We start from the raw sequence: 12809 nt of genomic DNA on the forward strand, positions 1-12809 counted from the left end.
GATGAGTTCCAGCGACCGCTTCGAGCGGCTCCGGGAGCAGACGTCCGCCGAGCACACCGACTCGACGGCACCCACGCTGCTCGCAGTGGTCGCACTCGCCATCTCGCTTTTCGTCCTGTCGCCGCTGGTGTGGCTGTTCCTCCGGGCCGGCGAGATAGCCGTCCCCCGGGCGATAGAACTGCTGACCAGCCAGACGACCGTCGAGGTGACGCTGAACACGCTCGTACTCGTCGTGGGCGTGACCACCGCCTCCGTCGTCGTCGGCGTGCCCCTCGCCATCCTCACCGCACAGACGGACCTCCCGTTCAGGCGCTTCTGGACCATCACGTCGGCGCTCCCGCTGGTCGTCCCCAGCTACATCGGCGCGTTCGCCTTCGTCTCCGCGTTCGGGCCGCGTGGCGCGCTCGCGGGCCTGCTCGCGCCGCTGGGCGTCGAGCAACTGCCGACCGTCTACGGCCTGCACGGCGCCGTGCTCGTGCTCACCCTCTTTACGTACCCATACGTCTTCCTGACGACGCGGGCCGCCCTGCTGTCGTTCGACGGCACCGTCGTCGAGGCGGCCCGCTCGCTGAACCACACCCGCTGGGAGGCGTTCAAGCGCGTCACGCTGCCACAGATCGCGCCGGGCATCGCCGCCGGCGCCCTCCTGGTCGCACTCTATACCCTCTCGGACTTCGGGACGCCCGCCATCATGCAGTACGACGTGTTCACCCGGATGATATACAACGAGTTCGGCGCCCGACGGCTCGATTACGCGTCGGTGCTGTCGATGCTGTTGCTGGTGATGGCGCTTGGCATCCTCGCCGTCGAGTCGCGGCTCAACGCGGGCCGTGACGGGGCCTACGTCAGTCGCGGGTCGCGCCAGCCGGGGCAGATACGACTCGGCCGCTGGAAGGTGCCGGCCCTCGCGTTCTGTGCCGGTATCGCGTCGCTCTGCCTGGTCTTGCCCATCGCCATCCTGCTGCGGTGGCTCGTGCGCTCGGGCACCGGCTACGTCGGCGGCGGGTTCGCCTTCGAATTCGCCTACGCCTGGAACTCCGTCGGCCTGGCCGCGGCGGCCGCCGCCATCAGCGTCCTCGCGGCGCTGCCCGTGGCGTACCTCTCGGCGCGCAGCGACACGGGACTCGCGTCGCTGCCCGAGCGAGCGACCTACGTGGGCTATGCCGTCCCCGGCGTCGTGCTGGGGCTGGCACTCGTGTACCTGGGGCTTGCGTACGTCCCCTTCCTCTATCAGAGCGTCGTCCTGCTCGTCTTTGCCTACGTCGTCCGGTTCCTGCCACAGGCGGTGGGAACGACCGAGTCGTCGATCCTGCAGGTGGATCCGAGCTACATCGAGGCCGCGCGGTCGCTGGGCTACGACCCGATTTCGGCGTTCCGGCAGGTCGTCCTGCCGCTCGTGGCGCCGGGACTGGCGGCCGGGGCGGCGCTGGTCTTCCTGACGACGATGAAGGAATTGCCGGCAACGCTCATGTTACGGCCGACGGGCTTCGAGACGTTCGTAACGTACATCTGGCTCGTCCAGGGGGCCGGCTACTACGGGCAAGCCGCCGTCCCGGCGCTGATACTCGTCGGCGTCTCCGGGCTCTCCATGCTGGTCATCCTCAGACGGGAGGGTAGTTCCTAATGTCCAACCAAACGCGCTCACGACGGCTCTCCGCGTTCGAATCTGTCGACGCGGCGGTATCGGACCCGGACCGGACGGTCCTGCGACTCGACGGCGTCTCGAAGGACTACGGCCAGGAACTCGCGGTCGAGAACCTGGATCTGGCGGTCAAGGAAGGCGAACTCCTGACGCTGCTCGGGCCGTCCGGCTGTGGCAAGACGACGACGCTCCGGATGATCGCGGGCCTGGAGCGACCGACGGGTGGCGAGATATCGCTCGAGGACGAGGTCATCGCCGGCCAGGGCACCTTCCGCAAGCCCGAGGAACGGGATGTCGGCATCGTCTTCCAGGACTACGCCCTGTTCCCGCACCTCTCCGTCGCGGAGAACATCGCCTTCGGCCTCACCGGGCTGGACGCGAAAGCGACCGACAGCCGTGTCGACGAACTGCTCGAACTGGTCGACCTGCGCGACCACCACGACAAGATGCCCGCCCAGCTCTCCGGCGGCCAGCAACAGCGGGTCGCGCTGGCGCGCTCGCTCGCCCCGGAACCGGACGTCCTCCTGCTCGACGAACCGTTCTCGAACCTCGACGTCCGCCTGCGCGTCGAGATGCGCGAGGAGGTCCGCAAGATTCTCAAGCGGGCCGGCGTCACGGCCATCTCGGTCACCCACGACCAGGAGGAGGCACTGTCTATCAGCGACCGGGTCGCCATCATGAACGACGGGGCCATCGCCCAGGTCGGCGACCCCGGCGAGGTGTTCGAGAACCCCGAGAGCCGGTTCGTCGCGAGCTTCCTCGGCCAGGCCAGCTTCCTCTCTGCGCGGGTTGTCGACGAGACGATAGAGACCGGCCTGGGCTCGTTCGGTACACACCGGCTGAACGGGCCCGTCGAGGCCTACGACGGCGCGATGGTCGACGTGCTGGTCCGGCCCGACGACCTGCAGGCCATCCCGACAAGCGAGCCGAAGGCCGATGGCTACGTCGTCCATCGCCAGTACAACGGCCCTTCCTTCGTCTACCGCGTCGAGCTACACAGCGGTGACATCGTCCACTGCATGCACAACCACGTCGAGACGTTCGAGCCGGGCGAGCCGGTCGAAGTCGACCTCGCGGCGGACCACGAACTCGCCTGGTATCCCACCGAATGAGGCGGCTGCGTCGCCCCGGCGTCCAGGCCGCGCTGCTCGCGGCGCTCGGCGGGGTGGCCGTCTTCGCGCTCGCCCACGTCGTCTTCCCGTACCACACCTCCAACCACGACGAGGCCGTCTACCTCCAGCAGGCGGCGATGCTGCTCGAGGGTCAGCTCTTCCTGGACCCGCCGGTCGCCGGGACGTTCCGCCCGTGGTTCTTCGTGGACGCGGGCAGCCAGCTCTATCCGAAGTACACGCCGGTCGCCGCCGCCACGTTCGCCGTGGGCGGCCTGCTGGGCGGCTATCGCATCGCGCTCGGTCTGGTCGCGACGGCGACGCTCGCGCTGACCTACCTGACGGTCCGGGAGGCCTTCGACGAGCGGACCGGCGTCATCGCGACGGCCCTCCTGTTCGGGTCGCCGCTCTTTCTGGTCGACGCGTCGGTGTTCCTCTCGTACGTGCCCACGACGATGTACAACCTCGGGTTCGCCGCCGCATACCTCCACGCCGACCGCACCGGGAGTCGTCGCACGGCCGCCCTCGCCGGCGCTTCCATCGGCCTCGCGTTCTTCTCGCGGCCCTACACGGCCGTCCTGTTCGCGACACCGTTCGTCCTGCACGCGCTGTGGTCGCTCCGGGGGCTCGACCCGTCGGTCGTCGCCCGGGTCGGCCTCACCGCCCTGTTCGGCCTCGCCGGCGTGGGCGTGACCCTGGCGTACAACGCGGTGGTCACCGGCGACCCGCTCGTCTTCCCCTACCAGGCGTTCGCCCCCGACGACGGCCTCGGCTTCGGCCGGCGGTCCATCCTCGGGTACTCGCGGGACTTCACGCCCGCGCTCTCCCTCACCGCCAACGCCGAACTCCTCTCGAAGTACGCCACCCGCTGGGTCGTCGCCGGACCGCTGGGGACGCTCGCGGCGGCCGTGGGCCTCTGGACTGCGAGCCGGCGTGACCTCGACTCCCGCCGACTCGCCCTCGCGGGCGTCGTCCTCACCGTGGTGCTGGGGAACCTCTACTTCTGGGGGACCGTCAACATGCTCGGGGACCTCTCGGACCCGACGGACGGCCTCGTGCGGTTCCTGGGTCCGTACTACCACGTGGACCTGCTCTTGCCGACCGTGACGTTCGGGGCGGTGGGCGTCCGCCGGGGCTGGGAGGGGGTCCGGTCGGTCGTCGAGGAACGGGTCCGACCAGACCGCGTGCGTCCCGCGCTCGCGGTGACCGTCGTGATGCTCGCGACACTCGGTGGCACCAGCGCCGTCGCCGTCGCCGCCGAACCAGTGGGGGACAACCTGGAGGTGACCCGCCAGTACGAGCAGGCCTACGAACCCTTCGAGACCGACGACTTCGCCGACAGCGTCGTCTTCCTCCCGACGCCGTACGGCGACTGGCTGAACCACCCGTTCCAGACGCTGCGCAACGACCCAGGGTTCGACGGGGAGACGGTCTATGCCATGCAGCACCGCCAGTTCGCCGTCGTCGACGCCTATCCCGACCGGACGTACTACCGCTACGTCTTCCGCGGGCAGTGGGCGCCGTTCCTCGGCCAGTCAGTCGAGCCCCACGTCCAGCGGGTGCGCGTCGTCGAGGGCGGAGCGGTCCGGACGGACGTCACCGCGGGCCTGCCCGGGCAGGCCGAACTGATCTCGCTCCGACTCACTGACGGCCGGGAGAACACCTACGCGACCGCGAGGACCGGCGAGACGCTGAACCTGACCGTCCGGGTCGACGACACGGCGACCCGCCTCTCCGGCCCGGCACTGGACGAGACGGTGACGGTCCCGACGCCCGACAGCGGCCCCGTGGCCGTGAACGCCTTCGTCGACTACGGCACCGGCGCCGGGTTCACCTACCGCGTCGTCGTCCCCGTCGAGCGGACCGGGGCCGGCGTCCGGGCGCTGACGCCGCGCCTGGAGATGTGTCGGGACCAGCGGCGGTGTGGCGGCGAGGCGGCGTACGTCCCCGGCACCCATCGCGACGGGATTCGACTGAACGCGACGCTCACCGAGGTTGATACATGACCGACTACGGACTCACGCGCCGGGACGCACTGAAAGCACTGGGCGCTGCGGGCATCACCGTGGCCGGGGGTGCAGCGGCGCTCACCTGGGACGAGCGAGCGGAGAACGAGGGACCGCTCTCGACCCACGACCGCGAGACGGTCCACGCCGTGGCCGACGTCGTCTACCCGAGCGCGGTGTCCGGCGTCCGCGAGTTCGTCGACGGCTACCTCGCCGGCCGGGTCGAGGCCGACCCTGAGCGGGCGCGCGGCATCGCCGACGCCGTCGACGCCCTTGACGACTACGCGACAGAGTGGGAAGACGCCTCGTTCGTGGCGCTCTCGCCCGAGACGCGCGAGGCGACGCTGCGAGGCATGGGCGTCGCCATCGCCGACCCGGACCCCCACGGCGACCCGCGCGAACGAGTCCGGTACTACCTGGTCAACGAGCTCCAGTTCGCGCTCTACAGCTCGCCGACTGGTGGGCGACTCGTCGGCATCGAGAACCCGCAGGGTCACCCCGGCGGCGCCGAGAGCTATCAGCGTCCGCCGGAGTGAGACTCCCCGGTGGGACGTCGCTTCGTGTGTGTCTGCTCAGCGGAACCGCTCTTCCAGTGCGACCTTGCCGATAGACTTCGCGATGGCGAGGCCGCCCGAGAACGGGTCGAGCTTCGTCTCGCCGGTCCGCTCGTCGTACTCGATGGGGCGCTCGCGGACGTCGTAGCCCCGCATCAGCGGCCGGATGAGCAGTTCGGCCGAGAGGCCGGTGTTTTCCGTCCAGCGGATCTGGTGGAGCAGTTCGCGCCGGTAGGCCCGCATGCCGGTGGTGGTGTCGTGGACGCGTCGCCCCATCAGCGCGCTCGCGAACAGGGCGAACAGCTCGTTGCCGAGTCGGTTGAGGGCGGGCATCTCCTCGGCCCCGAAGTACAGTCGGTCGCCGCTGACGACGTCCGCACCGTCGTTGATCTCCGCGAGGAAGTCGGGGAGGCGCTCCATCGGGTACGTGTCGTCACAGTCCGTCGTCACCACGACGGGGCGGTCCGGCGTGAGGACGGCCTCGCGGACCGCCACGCCGTACCCCTGGGGCTCCTGTTCGACGACGCGAGCGCCGTGTTCCCGAGCGATCTCGGGGGTGCGGTCGCTCGACCCGTCGACGCAGACCACCTCGGCCCGACCGTCGGTGACCGACTCGATGTCCGAGAGCACCGTGCCGATGGCCGCTTCCTCGTTGTACGTCCCCATCACGACGGCCACGTCGTCGAAGGTGTATGTCCCATCCGTCCGGTCTGCAGTCCGCTGTCGGCTCATTAGCAACTCCTCCGGGCTGCCCCCTCTTGAGTTTTTAGGTTCGCCAAAAATATTGACGGTAGACTGTCGTGTCCGTGTCTCTACATTTCGGGGACGCCGTCGCGGCCGACCAGGATCTCGTAGGCCTCGATGTCCTCGTAGGCAGCCACCTGGCCGCCGACGTCGACCATGCCGTCGTCCGTCTCGACGACGAGCGTCGCCACCTCGCGGTTCGAGCTGTAGGAGGCTTCGGCGACGCGCCCCTCGACGACCCAGTGGTCGCCCGTCTCGACGTCCCGGCCCTCGATGGTCGCGTAGAACTCGCCCTCCATGCTGCTCAGGTCGGAGATACACCGTCTGATGGTGCCGTAGCGTCGCGGGAAGGGGAGTCCGTCCCCGTCCGAGGAGATGGTGTCTGCCGTCGTCCACAGGACGGTGTTGAGGAACCCGGAGACCAGAAAGCCCAGTTCGGACCGGTTGAAGATGACGCCGTAGCGGTCGGTGTCTCCCCGGACGCCCTCGCGGGTTGCGTACATCGAGTAGTTCCCGTCGGCGATGGCCACCACCGGCGTGGTGATCCCGCGCCGCCCTCGCACGGTGGTCGCGACGCTCTCGTAGTCGAACTCAGACTCGTCGGGGGCGTCGCGGGCCGGCGAGACGAGAATCTCGGTGGCGATACCCGCGTCGTGACGTCCCCGCAGGCGGTCCTCGAACCGGTGTAACAGCGAGGGCGTCAGCGACAGCATGAGCTCGTACTCGGCGGCGTCGATGATGTCCTCGAGGTACCGGAGTATCGTCGGGCGGGACTTCACCAGCGACACCGCCTCCGGTTCGCGGGCCGGCGCGGTGTATCGCGCCGAGAGGCTGTCGACCAGGTCGTCGAGCGAGGACTGGATGTCGCCGAAGGCGTCCCGCGGGTCGATGGCCAGGACCTTCATCGGTCGCGTCTCCTTGAGCTCGACCAGGCCGACGTCGCTGAGGCTCCGGACGGTGTCGTAGACCCGGGGCTGTGGAATGTCGGTGTTCTCCGATATCTCGGAGGCGGTCAACTCGCCGTGCTGGAGCACGGCCAGGTACGCTGCGACCTCGTACTCGCCGAGGTTGAACCGTGAGATGACCTGTTCGAGGGCGGCCTCCAGGTCGTCGCTTGCCATGTGGGGGGATTCTCGAGTCGCCTACAAAGAGACTTCGCCTTCCGGAACCCCGTCTAGAGGTCGGGCACGTCGGCCGCCGCAAGTTCGCGGTTGTGGAGCGCCTCGCCGGTCGCCCGGTCGAAGAGGTGGACCGCCGACTCCGGGAAGCCGGCGACGAGCCGCTGGTCCGCGTCGACGCTGCGCATCCCGTCGATGACGGCGGTAAACAGCGCGCTCTGCGCGGCGGGCGCACCCTCGAAGGCGAGGTGGACGACGTTCTCGTCGCCCTTCGACTCGACGACGTCGACCGGTGCGTGGTAGTCGTGGTCGCCGTCGCCGTCGTCACCGCCGCTGCCGCCGTCGCCGCCACACCCGTCGAGCGAAGCAGCTCCTGCAGCGCCCGCGATGCGAAGCGCGTTACGTCTCGATAGCCGCCTGTCAGAGGATTCGTCAGTCATGAGTACAGCAATACCTCATCACTCCGTATTGATGATTCGAACTTAATACCGCGTATGACAACAGCACTCATTTTAGTTTCAGCGCCGAGAGCGAAACCGGCCGACACGTGGTCGACTGGTTCGCCGCCCGCCGAACGTGGCCGCCAGACCGTCCGGGAAACGACCCGGTCACGGTTGCCAATCTATCGGCTGGCGGATAACTGGGTTCTCCGGTCCGCGACACCCACCGACCCGACCTGCGCGGGCACTTACCGCGTGTCGAACTCCACGACGGCTTTGATCTGCTCGTCGCCGTCGACGAACGCCGGGTCGACGTTCTCGGGGCCGACCACCGTCGTCACGAGGTCCCCGAGCAGCGACTCGGGCATCTCGCCGAGCGTCTCGCGGGCCATCTCGAAGTGCTTGACGTGGGAGTTGACCGTGCCGATGAGACACTTGTTGTGGAGGACGATGTCGTTGTGGAGCGCGCCGCCGTCGATCTCGAACTCCCACGAGGCCGGGATGCCCAGCAGGGCACCGACGCCGTTCTGGGCGAGCGCGTGGACGGTCTGGACGGCGTGGGGGGCGAACCCGGTCGCCTCGTAGACGTAGTCCATCCCCTCGTAGTGCTCGGGGATCTCGTCGACGGGCGTCTGCCGCGAGTCGATGTACGTCGCCCCGAGGTCCTCGATGATGTCGACGGTCGGATCGGGCCGGTCCCGGCGCCCGACGCAGTAGGTCCGGTCGAACTCCTGACCGAGCATCCAGACGGTCAGGAGTCCGAGCGACCCGTTCCCCAGGACACAGGCGGCCTCGGGGCGCCACTCGAAGGGCTCCCGCGTGGCGAAGGCGTGTTCGGTGGCCTTGGCGGTAATCGAGATGGGTTCGACGAAGAAGCCGTACTCGGCCAGTTCCTCGGGGAGCGGGACCAGAAAGTCCGCCGGCGAGGTGAAATACTCCGCCATGAACCCGTGTTCGCCGACGATGCCACGCTCGTGGTACTCGCCCTCCGGAGCCATGTCCGGTTCGCCGCGCCTGAAGAAGTCGTTCGTCTCGCCGTTGGGCTTTCGTCTGACCGTCGGCGCGACGACCTGGCCCTGTGTCAGTCCCGTCCCGTTGGGGTCCTCGACGACGCCGACGGCCTCGTGGCCCAGCACCATGTGGTCCTCGCCTTCTGGGTAGCCGCCGTGTTCGCCGCTGATGACCTCGTGGTCGGTCCCGTCGACGCCGACTCTGAGCGTCCTGACCAGCGCCTCTCCGCGGTCGGGCGTCGGGCGTTCCTTCTCGACGAGCGCCGGCTCGGTCTCCCCCTTGCGGACCGCAATCGCTTTCATACTGTTGAGAAGGTCAGACGCTACGGATTAAAGCTTTCTTCACTGCCACCGCGCCGTTACTCGATTCCGACGGCGGCTCCGACCTCGACGAACCGTCGGGCCACGAGCCGAACTCTGAACGGGTGGTCTCCGGAACCTCGATTCCGTCCGGGTCGCCCAGCAGGTACCGCGAGAGGTCGATGGCGTGGACCCCGATGTCGATGAGCGTGTCCCCGCCGGCGAGGTCGGCCAGTGCGAACCACGACCAGCGGTTCGGGATGGCTCGCCGGCCAGGTCGTCGGTGAGTGGCTTCTGGACCAGCACGTCGAGGCAGGCCTCCAGTGCCGCGACGACGTACTCCTCGTGGTAGCGGTTCGGCGTCGTCACCCAGCCCCTGGCTCTCGAGTGCGTCACGGTGGCTGCGGGCGATGTCTCCGAGACCGACGATTCCGAGGCTGACCGTAGACGGGTCTGTCGTGTGTGCATACGCTAGAATGGGTCGGTGCGGATCAGTAGAGTTGCTGTTCCCGCTCTTCGCGCTCTTTCTCGCGTTGTTCCTGCTGTTTCTGCTGCCGGCGCCCCCGGCGATACTGCACGAGGCCGGGGAGTATCTTGTTCTTCAGGTCCAGGACGAACGACACGATGCCGTACGCCCAGAAGAAAAACAGGAGCAGCGCCAGCGTCCACCAGAGGGTCCCGGGCATCGTGCTCAATCGTCGGATTCGACCTCGCCGCCGGTCGCCGGTCCGGCCGCTTCGATTGGCTCGAGTGCGTGGACGATGGCCTCGCCGGTCGAGGTATCGAACAGGTGGGTGTTGTGCCGGTCGATGACGACCTGGATGTCCTCTTCCTCCTCGATGTCGGAGTCGGGGTCGATGCTCATCAGCAACTGGTCGTCCGTCGCCACCTCCTGGGACATCGACGTCTCGCCCTCGCCCAGCAGCAGGTAGGCGAATATCTCGTCGCCCATCGGTTCGAGCACGTCCGACCGGGCGTCGATGGGCTCACTCGGGTCCGCGACCTCCTCAGCCAGGGACGCCGGGTAGATGTCCTCCGGCCGAACCCCCAGCGTCAGCTGGTCGCCGACGCCGACACCCTCGACGGTCGAGGGGTCGAAGTTCAGCGAAAAGTTCTCGGAGACGAGCTCGCTTTCGGTGACTTCGGCCTCGACGAAGTTCATCGCCGGCGAGCCGATGAAGCCGGCGACGAACAGGTTGTCCGGTTCGTTGTAGCAAGTCAGTGGCGGGGCGATCTGCTGGAGGCTGCCGGCGTTGAGCACGGCGATGCGGTCGGACATCGTCATCGCCTCCTCCTGGTCGTGGGTGACGTAGATGATGGTTGTGTCCAGTTCCTTGTGCAGGCGCTGGAGCTCGGTCCGCATGTGGACTTTCAGCTTTGCGTCTAAGTTCGCCAGCGGCTCGTCCATCAGGAAAACGTCCGGTTCGCGGACGATCGCGCGTGCGATGGCGACGCGCTGGCGCTGCCCGCCGGACATCTCCTCGGGCATCCGCCCGAGCATCCCCTCCAGCTGGACGATGTCGGCCGCGTGCTCGACGCGGCGGTCGATCTCGTCCTGCGGGTAGTCCCGCAGCCGGAGGCCAAAGGAGATGTTGTCGTAGACGTCCATGTGCGGGAACAGCGCGATGTTCTGGAACACCATCGCGATGCCCCGGTCTTTGGGCGGGAGGTTCGTCACCTCGCGGTCGCCGATGTAGACCTCGCCCTCCGTCGGGATGGTCAGGCCGGCGATGGTCTCCATCGTGGTCGACTTCCCACAGCCCGACGGCCCGACGAAGCAGACGAACTCGCCGTCCTTGATATCGAGGTTCATGTCGTCGACCGCGGTGACTACCTCACCCTGGTCGTCGTAGCGTTTCGTGACGTGTTCGAGTCTGACTCGTGCCATTGTTGTATTACTCCTTGAGTGCTCCTGAGGTCAGTCCGCTGACGATCCGTTCCTGGGCGACGACCACGAGGATGACGACGGGGAGCACCCCGACGACGCTCGCGGCGGCCATCAGATTGAACTGCGTGGTGTACTGCGTCTGGTAACTGAGTATCCCGCCGACAATGGGCGACCACTTCCCGGGATCCGGCGACGTCGCCATGATCGAACTGAAGAAGTACTCGTTGTAGACGGCGATGAACGTCAGCACGGCCGCCGTCGCCACGCCGGGGGCCGACAGCGGCATGATGACGCGGAACAGCGCGCCGAGGCGCGTCGTCCCTTCGACCCGCGCCGCGTCCTCCAGTCCGTCGGGAATCTGCCCGTAGAACGTCGTGAGGATGAACACCGACAGCGGCATGAACAGCGCGCTGAACGGCAGCACCATCGACCCCGGCGTGTTCAGTAGTCGGGGCGGCGTGAACAGCGGAATCTCCGTGAACGGAATCGTGATCGGCGCGTTCGCAGCGAACGCCTGGAACAGTGGGATGACGAACGCGGCGGGCGGGAAGTAGCTGATCGCCAGGATGCCCAGCATCAGCACGGCCCGGCCCGGGAAGCGGAGTCGTCCGAAGACGTAGCCGGCCAGACTCGCGACCAGGAGCACGATGACCGTCGTCGAGACGGCGAGCGCGAAACTGTTCAGCATGTACAGGTGGAACGGAACCTGTTCGAAGACAGTGATGAACGCCGCCGGATTGAACCCCTTCGGCGTCGGCAGCGGGAACGTGAATCCAGCCACCTGTGGCAGGAAACTCCCGGCCAGCAGGTTCCCTTCAGGGGTGACCGCGAGGACGATCAACCAGTAGAAGGGGAACAGCGTCGTCACCAGGAAGAACACCATCGCCGCGTAGAACAGCGCCCGGTACACCTTCTCCGGGTTGGCGATCGCGTCCTGTGTCCACCGGGCGAGCGGTCCGCCTTCGTCGTCGGAGTCTTTGTCTGTCGCTGTCGCCATATCAGATCGCGTCCTCCCCTTGCCACACGATGAGTCCCATTACCGCGGCACCGATGATGGCGGCCGTGACGAAAGCGATGGCTGCTGACGTCCCCTCTCGCGTGTTGAACGTCGCGACGACCATACACGAGAGCGAGGGGACGACCGAACACTTCGACACCGTGTCGATGATACCGTAGACCCGCATCGCCTGCACCGAGCGGAACAGCACCGCGATGCCGATGGTCGGCAGGATGAGCGGGAACGTGATCAGTTTGAACTGCTGCCACTTCGTGGCACCGGCGACCTTCGCGACGTCGTAGAGGCCGCGGTCGATGCTCTGGAGGCCGGCCAGTATCAGCAGCGCCATGAACGCCGACGTCTTCCAGATGTCGGCGACGATGATGATAAAGAGTGAACTCGCCGGGTCGTTGAGCGTGTTCGTCGGTGCCAGGATGCCCAGGTCGGCAAGCGGCGGCGTGAGGAACCCGATGTTCGAGTTGAACATCAGGAAGAAGATCATCCCCTGGATGACGACCGGGACCGCCCACGGGATGATGATGGCCGCGCGGATCCACTTTCGCCCGTAGAAGTCCTGGTCGAGGATGAGCGCCTGTCCGAGGCCAATGACGGTCTCGAAGAGGACGCTCACCACCGAGAAGATGATCGTCACCACGAGCGCGCTCGTGATGAGTGCTTCGAGCGCGAGGCTCCCCGGCAGGAAGTTCGTATCGCCCGGCAGGAAGACGTCTTTCCCTCCGGTGAACAGTTCCACGTAGTTCCCGAGGCCGACGAACGTAGTGCTCGAGAAGTCGGCCGAGACTTCGAACAACGAGAGCTCGAAGGTCCGGAGCAGCGGATACAGCGCGACGACGCCGAGCAGGATGAAGACGGGAATCAGGAGCAGATACGCGTACTGCGTGTCGCTCAGGTTCTCCATCCAGCGCATCGCGTCGACGAGGACTCCCGACCGGCGTGATTCACGCTCTCCTGCGGTGTCCGTGCTCATGTCCCTCTGTCCC

General features: G+C 67.3%; 12 protein-coding genes and 1 pseudogene. 4 read left to right on the plus strand and 9 right to left on the minus strand.

The window, feature by feature from the left end; all coding sequences use genetic code 11:
- Position 1: 1 nt before the first annotated feature.
- The 4 genes from P1K88_RS10125 to P1K88_RS10140 are packed head-to-tail and all read left to right on the plus strand — an operon-like array spanning position 2 to position 5293.
- The gene (locus P1K88_RS10125; RefSeq protein WP_276410055.1) at positions 2-1624 is read left to right on the plus strand and encodes an ABC transporter permease; all 1623 of its coding nucleotides are present in this window, start codon (positions 2-4) and stop codon (positions 1622-1624) included.
- The gene (locus P1K88_RS10130; RefSeq protein WP_276410056.1) at positions 1624-2754 is read left to right on the plus strand and encodes an ABC transporter ATP-binding protein; all 1131 of its coding nucleotides are present in this window, start codon (positions 1624-1626) and stop codon (positions 2752-2754) included. Before P1K88_RS10125 ends, P1K88_RS10130 begins: the two co-directional genes overlap by 1 nt.
- Positions 2751-4757, plus strand: a complete 2007-nt coding sequence (locus P1K88_RS10135) for an ArnT family glycosyltransferase (protein ID WP_276410057.1) — start codon at positions 2751-2753, stop codon at positions 4755-4757. Before P1K88_RS10130 ends, P1K88_RS10135 begins: the two co-directional genes overlap by 4 nt.
- The gene (locus P1K88_RS10140; RefSeq protein WP_276410058.1) at positions 4754-5293 is read left to right on the plus strand and encodes a gluconate 2-dehydrogenase subunit 3 family protein; all 540 of its coding nucleotides are present in this window, start codon (positions 4754-4756) and stop codon (positions 5291-5293) included. Before P1K88_RS10135 ends, P1K88_RS10140 begins: the two co-directional genes overlap by 4 nt.
- A gap of 36 nt (positions 5294-5329) precedes the next feature.
- Here P1K88_RS10140 and P1K88_RS10145 read toward each other — a convergent pair whose 3' ends face one another.
- The 9 genes and pseudogenes from P1K88_RS10145 to P1K88_RS10180 form a co-directional block, all read right to left on the minus strand.
- Complete coding sequence (locus P1K88_RS10145; protein ID WP_276410059.1) at positions 5330-6043, minus strand: dolichyl-phosphate hexose transferase; 714 nt, start codon at positions 6041-6043, stop codon at positions 5330-5332.
- A gap of 80 nt (positions 6044-6123) precedes the next feature.
- On the minus strand, positions 6124-7176 hold the full coding sequence (gene trmB, locus P1K88_RS10150; protein WP_276410060.1) for an HTH-type sugar sensing transcriptional regulator TrmB: 1053 nt from the start codon (positions 7174-7176) through the stop codon (positions 6124-6126).
- Between the two features lie 53 nt (positions 7177-7229).
- Positions 7230-7613 (minus strand): hypothetical protein, encoded by a 384-nt coding sequence (locus tag P1K88_RS10155; protein ID WP_276410061.1) that lies wholly within the window; start codon positions 7611-7613, stop codon positions 7230-7232.
- 248 nt (positions 7614-7861) lie between these two features.
- Positions 7862-8926, minus strand: coding sequence for a glucose 1-dehydrogenase (locus P1K88_RS10160; protein WP_276410062.1), 1065 nt, complete (start codon positions 8924-8926; stop codon positions 7862-7864).
- Positions 8927-9020: 94 nt separating this feature from the next.
- Positions 9021-9292: pseudogene (locus P1K88_RS18445) on the minus strand (Gfo/Idh/MocA family protein); the annotation flags it as partial.
- A gap of 122 nt (positions 9293-9414) precedes the next feature.
- Positions 9415-9609, minus strand: coding sequence for a DUF8005 family protein (locus P1K88_RS10165; RefSeq protein WP_276410063.1), 195 nt, complete (start codon positions 9607-9609; stop codon positions 9415-9417).
- Between the two features lie 5 nt (positions 9610-9614).
- Positions 9615-10811, minus strand: coding sequence for an ABC transporter ATP-binding protein (locus tag P1K88_RS10170; RefSeq protein WP_276410064.1), 1197 nt, complete (start codon positions 10809-10811; stop codon positions 9615-9617).
- Positions 10812-10818: 7 nt separating this feature from the next.
- Entirely contained in the window at positions 10819-11808 is a 990-nt protein-coding gene (locus tag P1K88_RS10175; RefSeq protein ID WP_276410065.1) for a carbohydrate ABC transporter permease, read from the minus strand.
- Position 11809: 1 nt separating this feature from the next.
- Positions 11810-12796: a carbohydrate ABC transporter permease gene (locus P1K88_RS10180; protein ID WP_276410066.1), complete on the minus strand. Its 987-nt coding sequence runs from the start codon at positions 12794-12796 to the stop codon at positions 11810-11812.
- Positions 12797-12809 lie beyond the last annotated feature (13 nt).

The sequence above is a fragment of the Haloarcula halobia genome (genome assembly GCF_029338255.1).
Classification (GTDB): domain Archaea; phylum Halobacteriota; class Halobacteria; order Halobacteriales; family Haloarculaceae; genus Haloarcula; species Haloarcula halobia.

Excerpts from the sequence above, each read along its gene's own strand:
- P1K88_RS10130 (WP_276410056.1), top strand. The coding sequence starts at position 1,624 with ATGTCCAACCAAACGCGCTCACGACGGCTCTCCGCGTTCGAATCTGTC.
- P1K88_RS10165 (WP_276410063.1), bottom strand. The coding sequence starts at position 9,609 with ATGCCCGGGACCCTCTGGTGGACGCTGGCGCTGCTCCTGTTTTTCTTC.
- P1K88_RS10175 (WP_276410065.1), bottom strand. The coding sequence starts at position 11,808 with ATGGCGACAGCGACAGACAAAGACTCCGACGACGAAGGCGGACCGCTC.
- P1K88_RS10155 (WP_276410061.1), bottom strand. The coding sequence starts at position 7,613 with ATGACTGACGAATCCTCTGACAGGCGGCTATCGAGACGTAACGCGCTT.
- trmB (WP_276410060.1), bottom strand. The coding sequence starts at position 7,176 with ATGGCAAGCGACGACCTGGAGGCCGCCCTCGAACAGGTCATCTCACGG.
- P1K88_RS10180 (WP_276410066.1), bottom strand. The coding sequence starts at position 12,796 with ATGAGCACGGACACCGCAGGAGAGCGTGAATCACGCCGGTCGGGAGTC.
- P1K88_RS10125 (WP_276410055.1), top strand. The coding sequence starts at position 2 with ATGAGTTCCAGCGACCGCTTCGAGCGGCTCCGGGAGCAGACGTCCGCC.
- P1K88_RS10140 (WP_276410058.1), top strand. The coding sequence starts at position 4,754 with ATGACCGACTACGGACTCACGCGCCGGGACGCACTGAAAGCACTGGGC.
- P1K88_RS10145 (WP_276410059.1), bottom strand. The coding sequence starts at position 6,043 with ATGAGCCGACAGCGGACTGCAGACCGGACGGATGGGACATACACCTTC.
- P1K88_RS10160 (WP_276410062.1), bottom strand. The coding sequence starts at position 8,926 with ATGAAAGCGATTGCGGTCCGCAAGGGGGAGACCGAGCCGGCGCTCGTC.
- P1K88_RS10170 (WP_276410064.1), bottom strand. The coding sequence starts at position 10,811 with ATGGCACGAGTCAGACTCGAACACGTCACGAAACGCTACGACGACCAG.
- P1K88_RS10135 (WP_276410057.1), top strand. The coding sequence starts at position 2,751 with ATGAGGCGGCTGCGTCGCCCCGGCGTCCAGGCCGCGCTGCTCGCGGCG.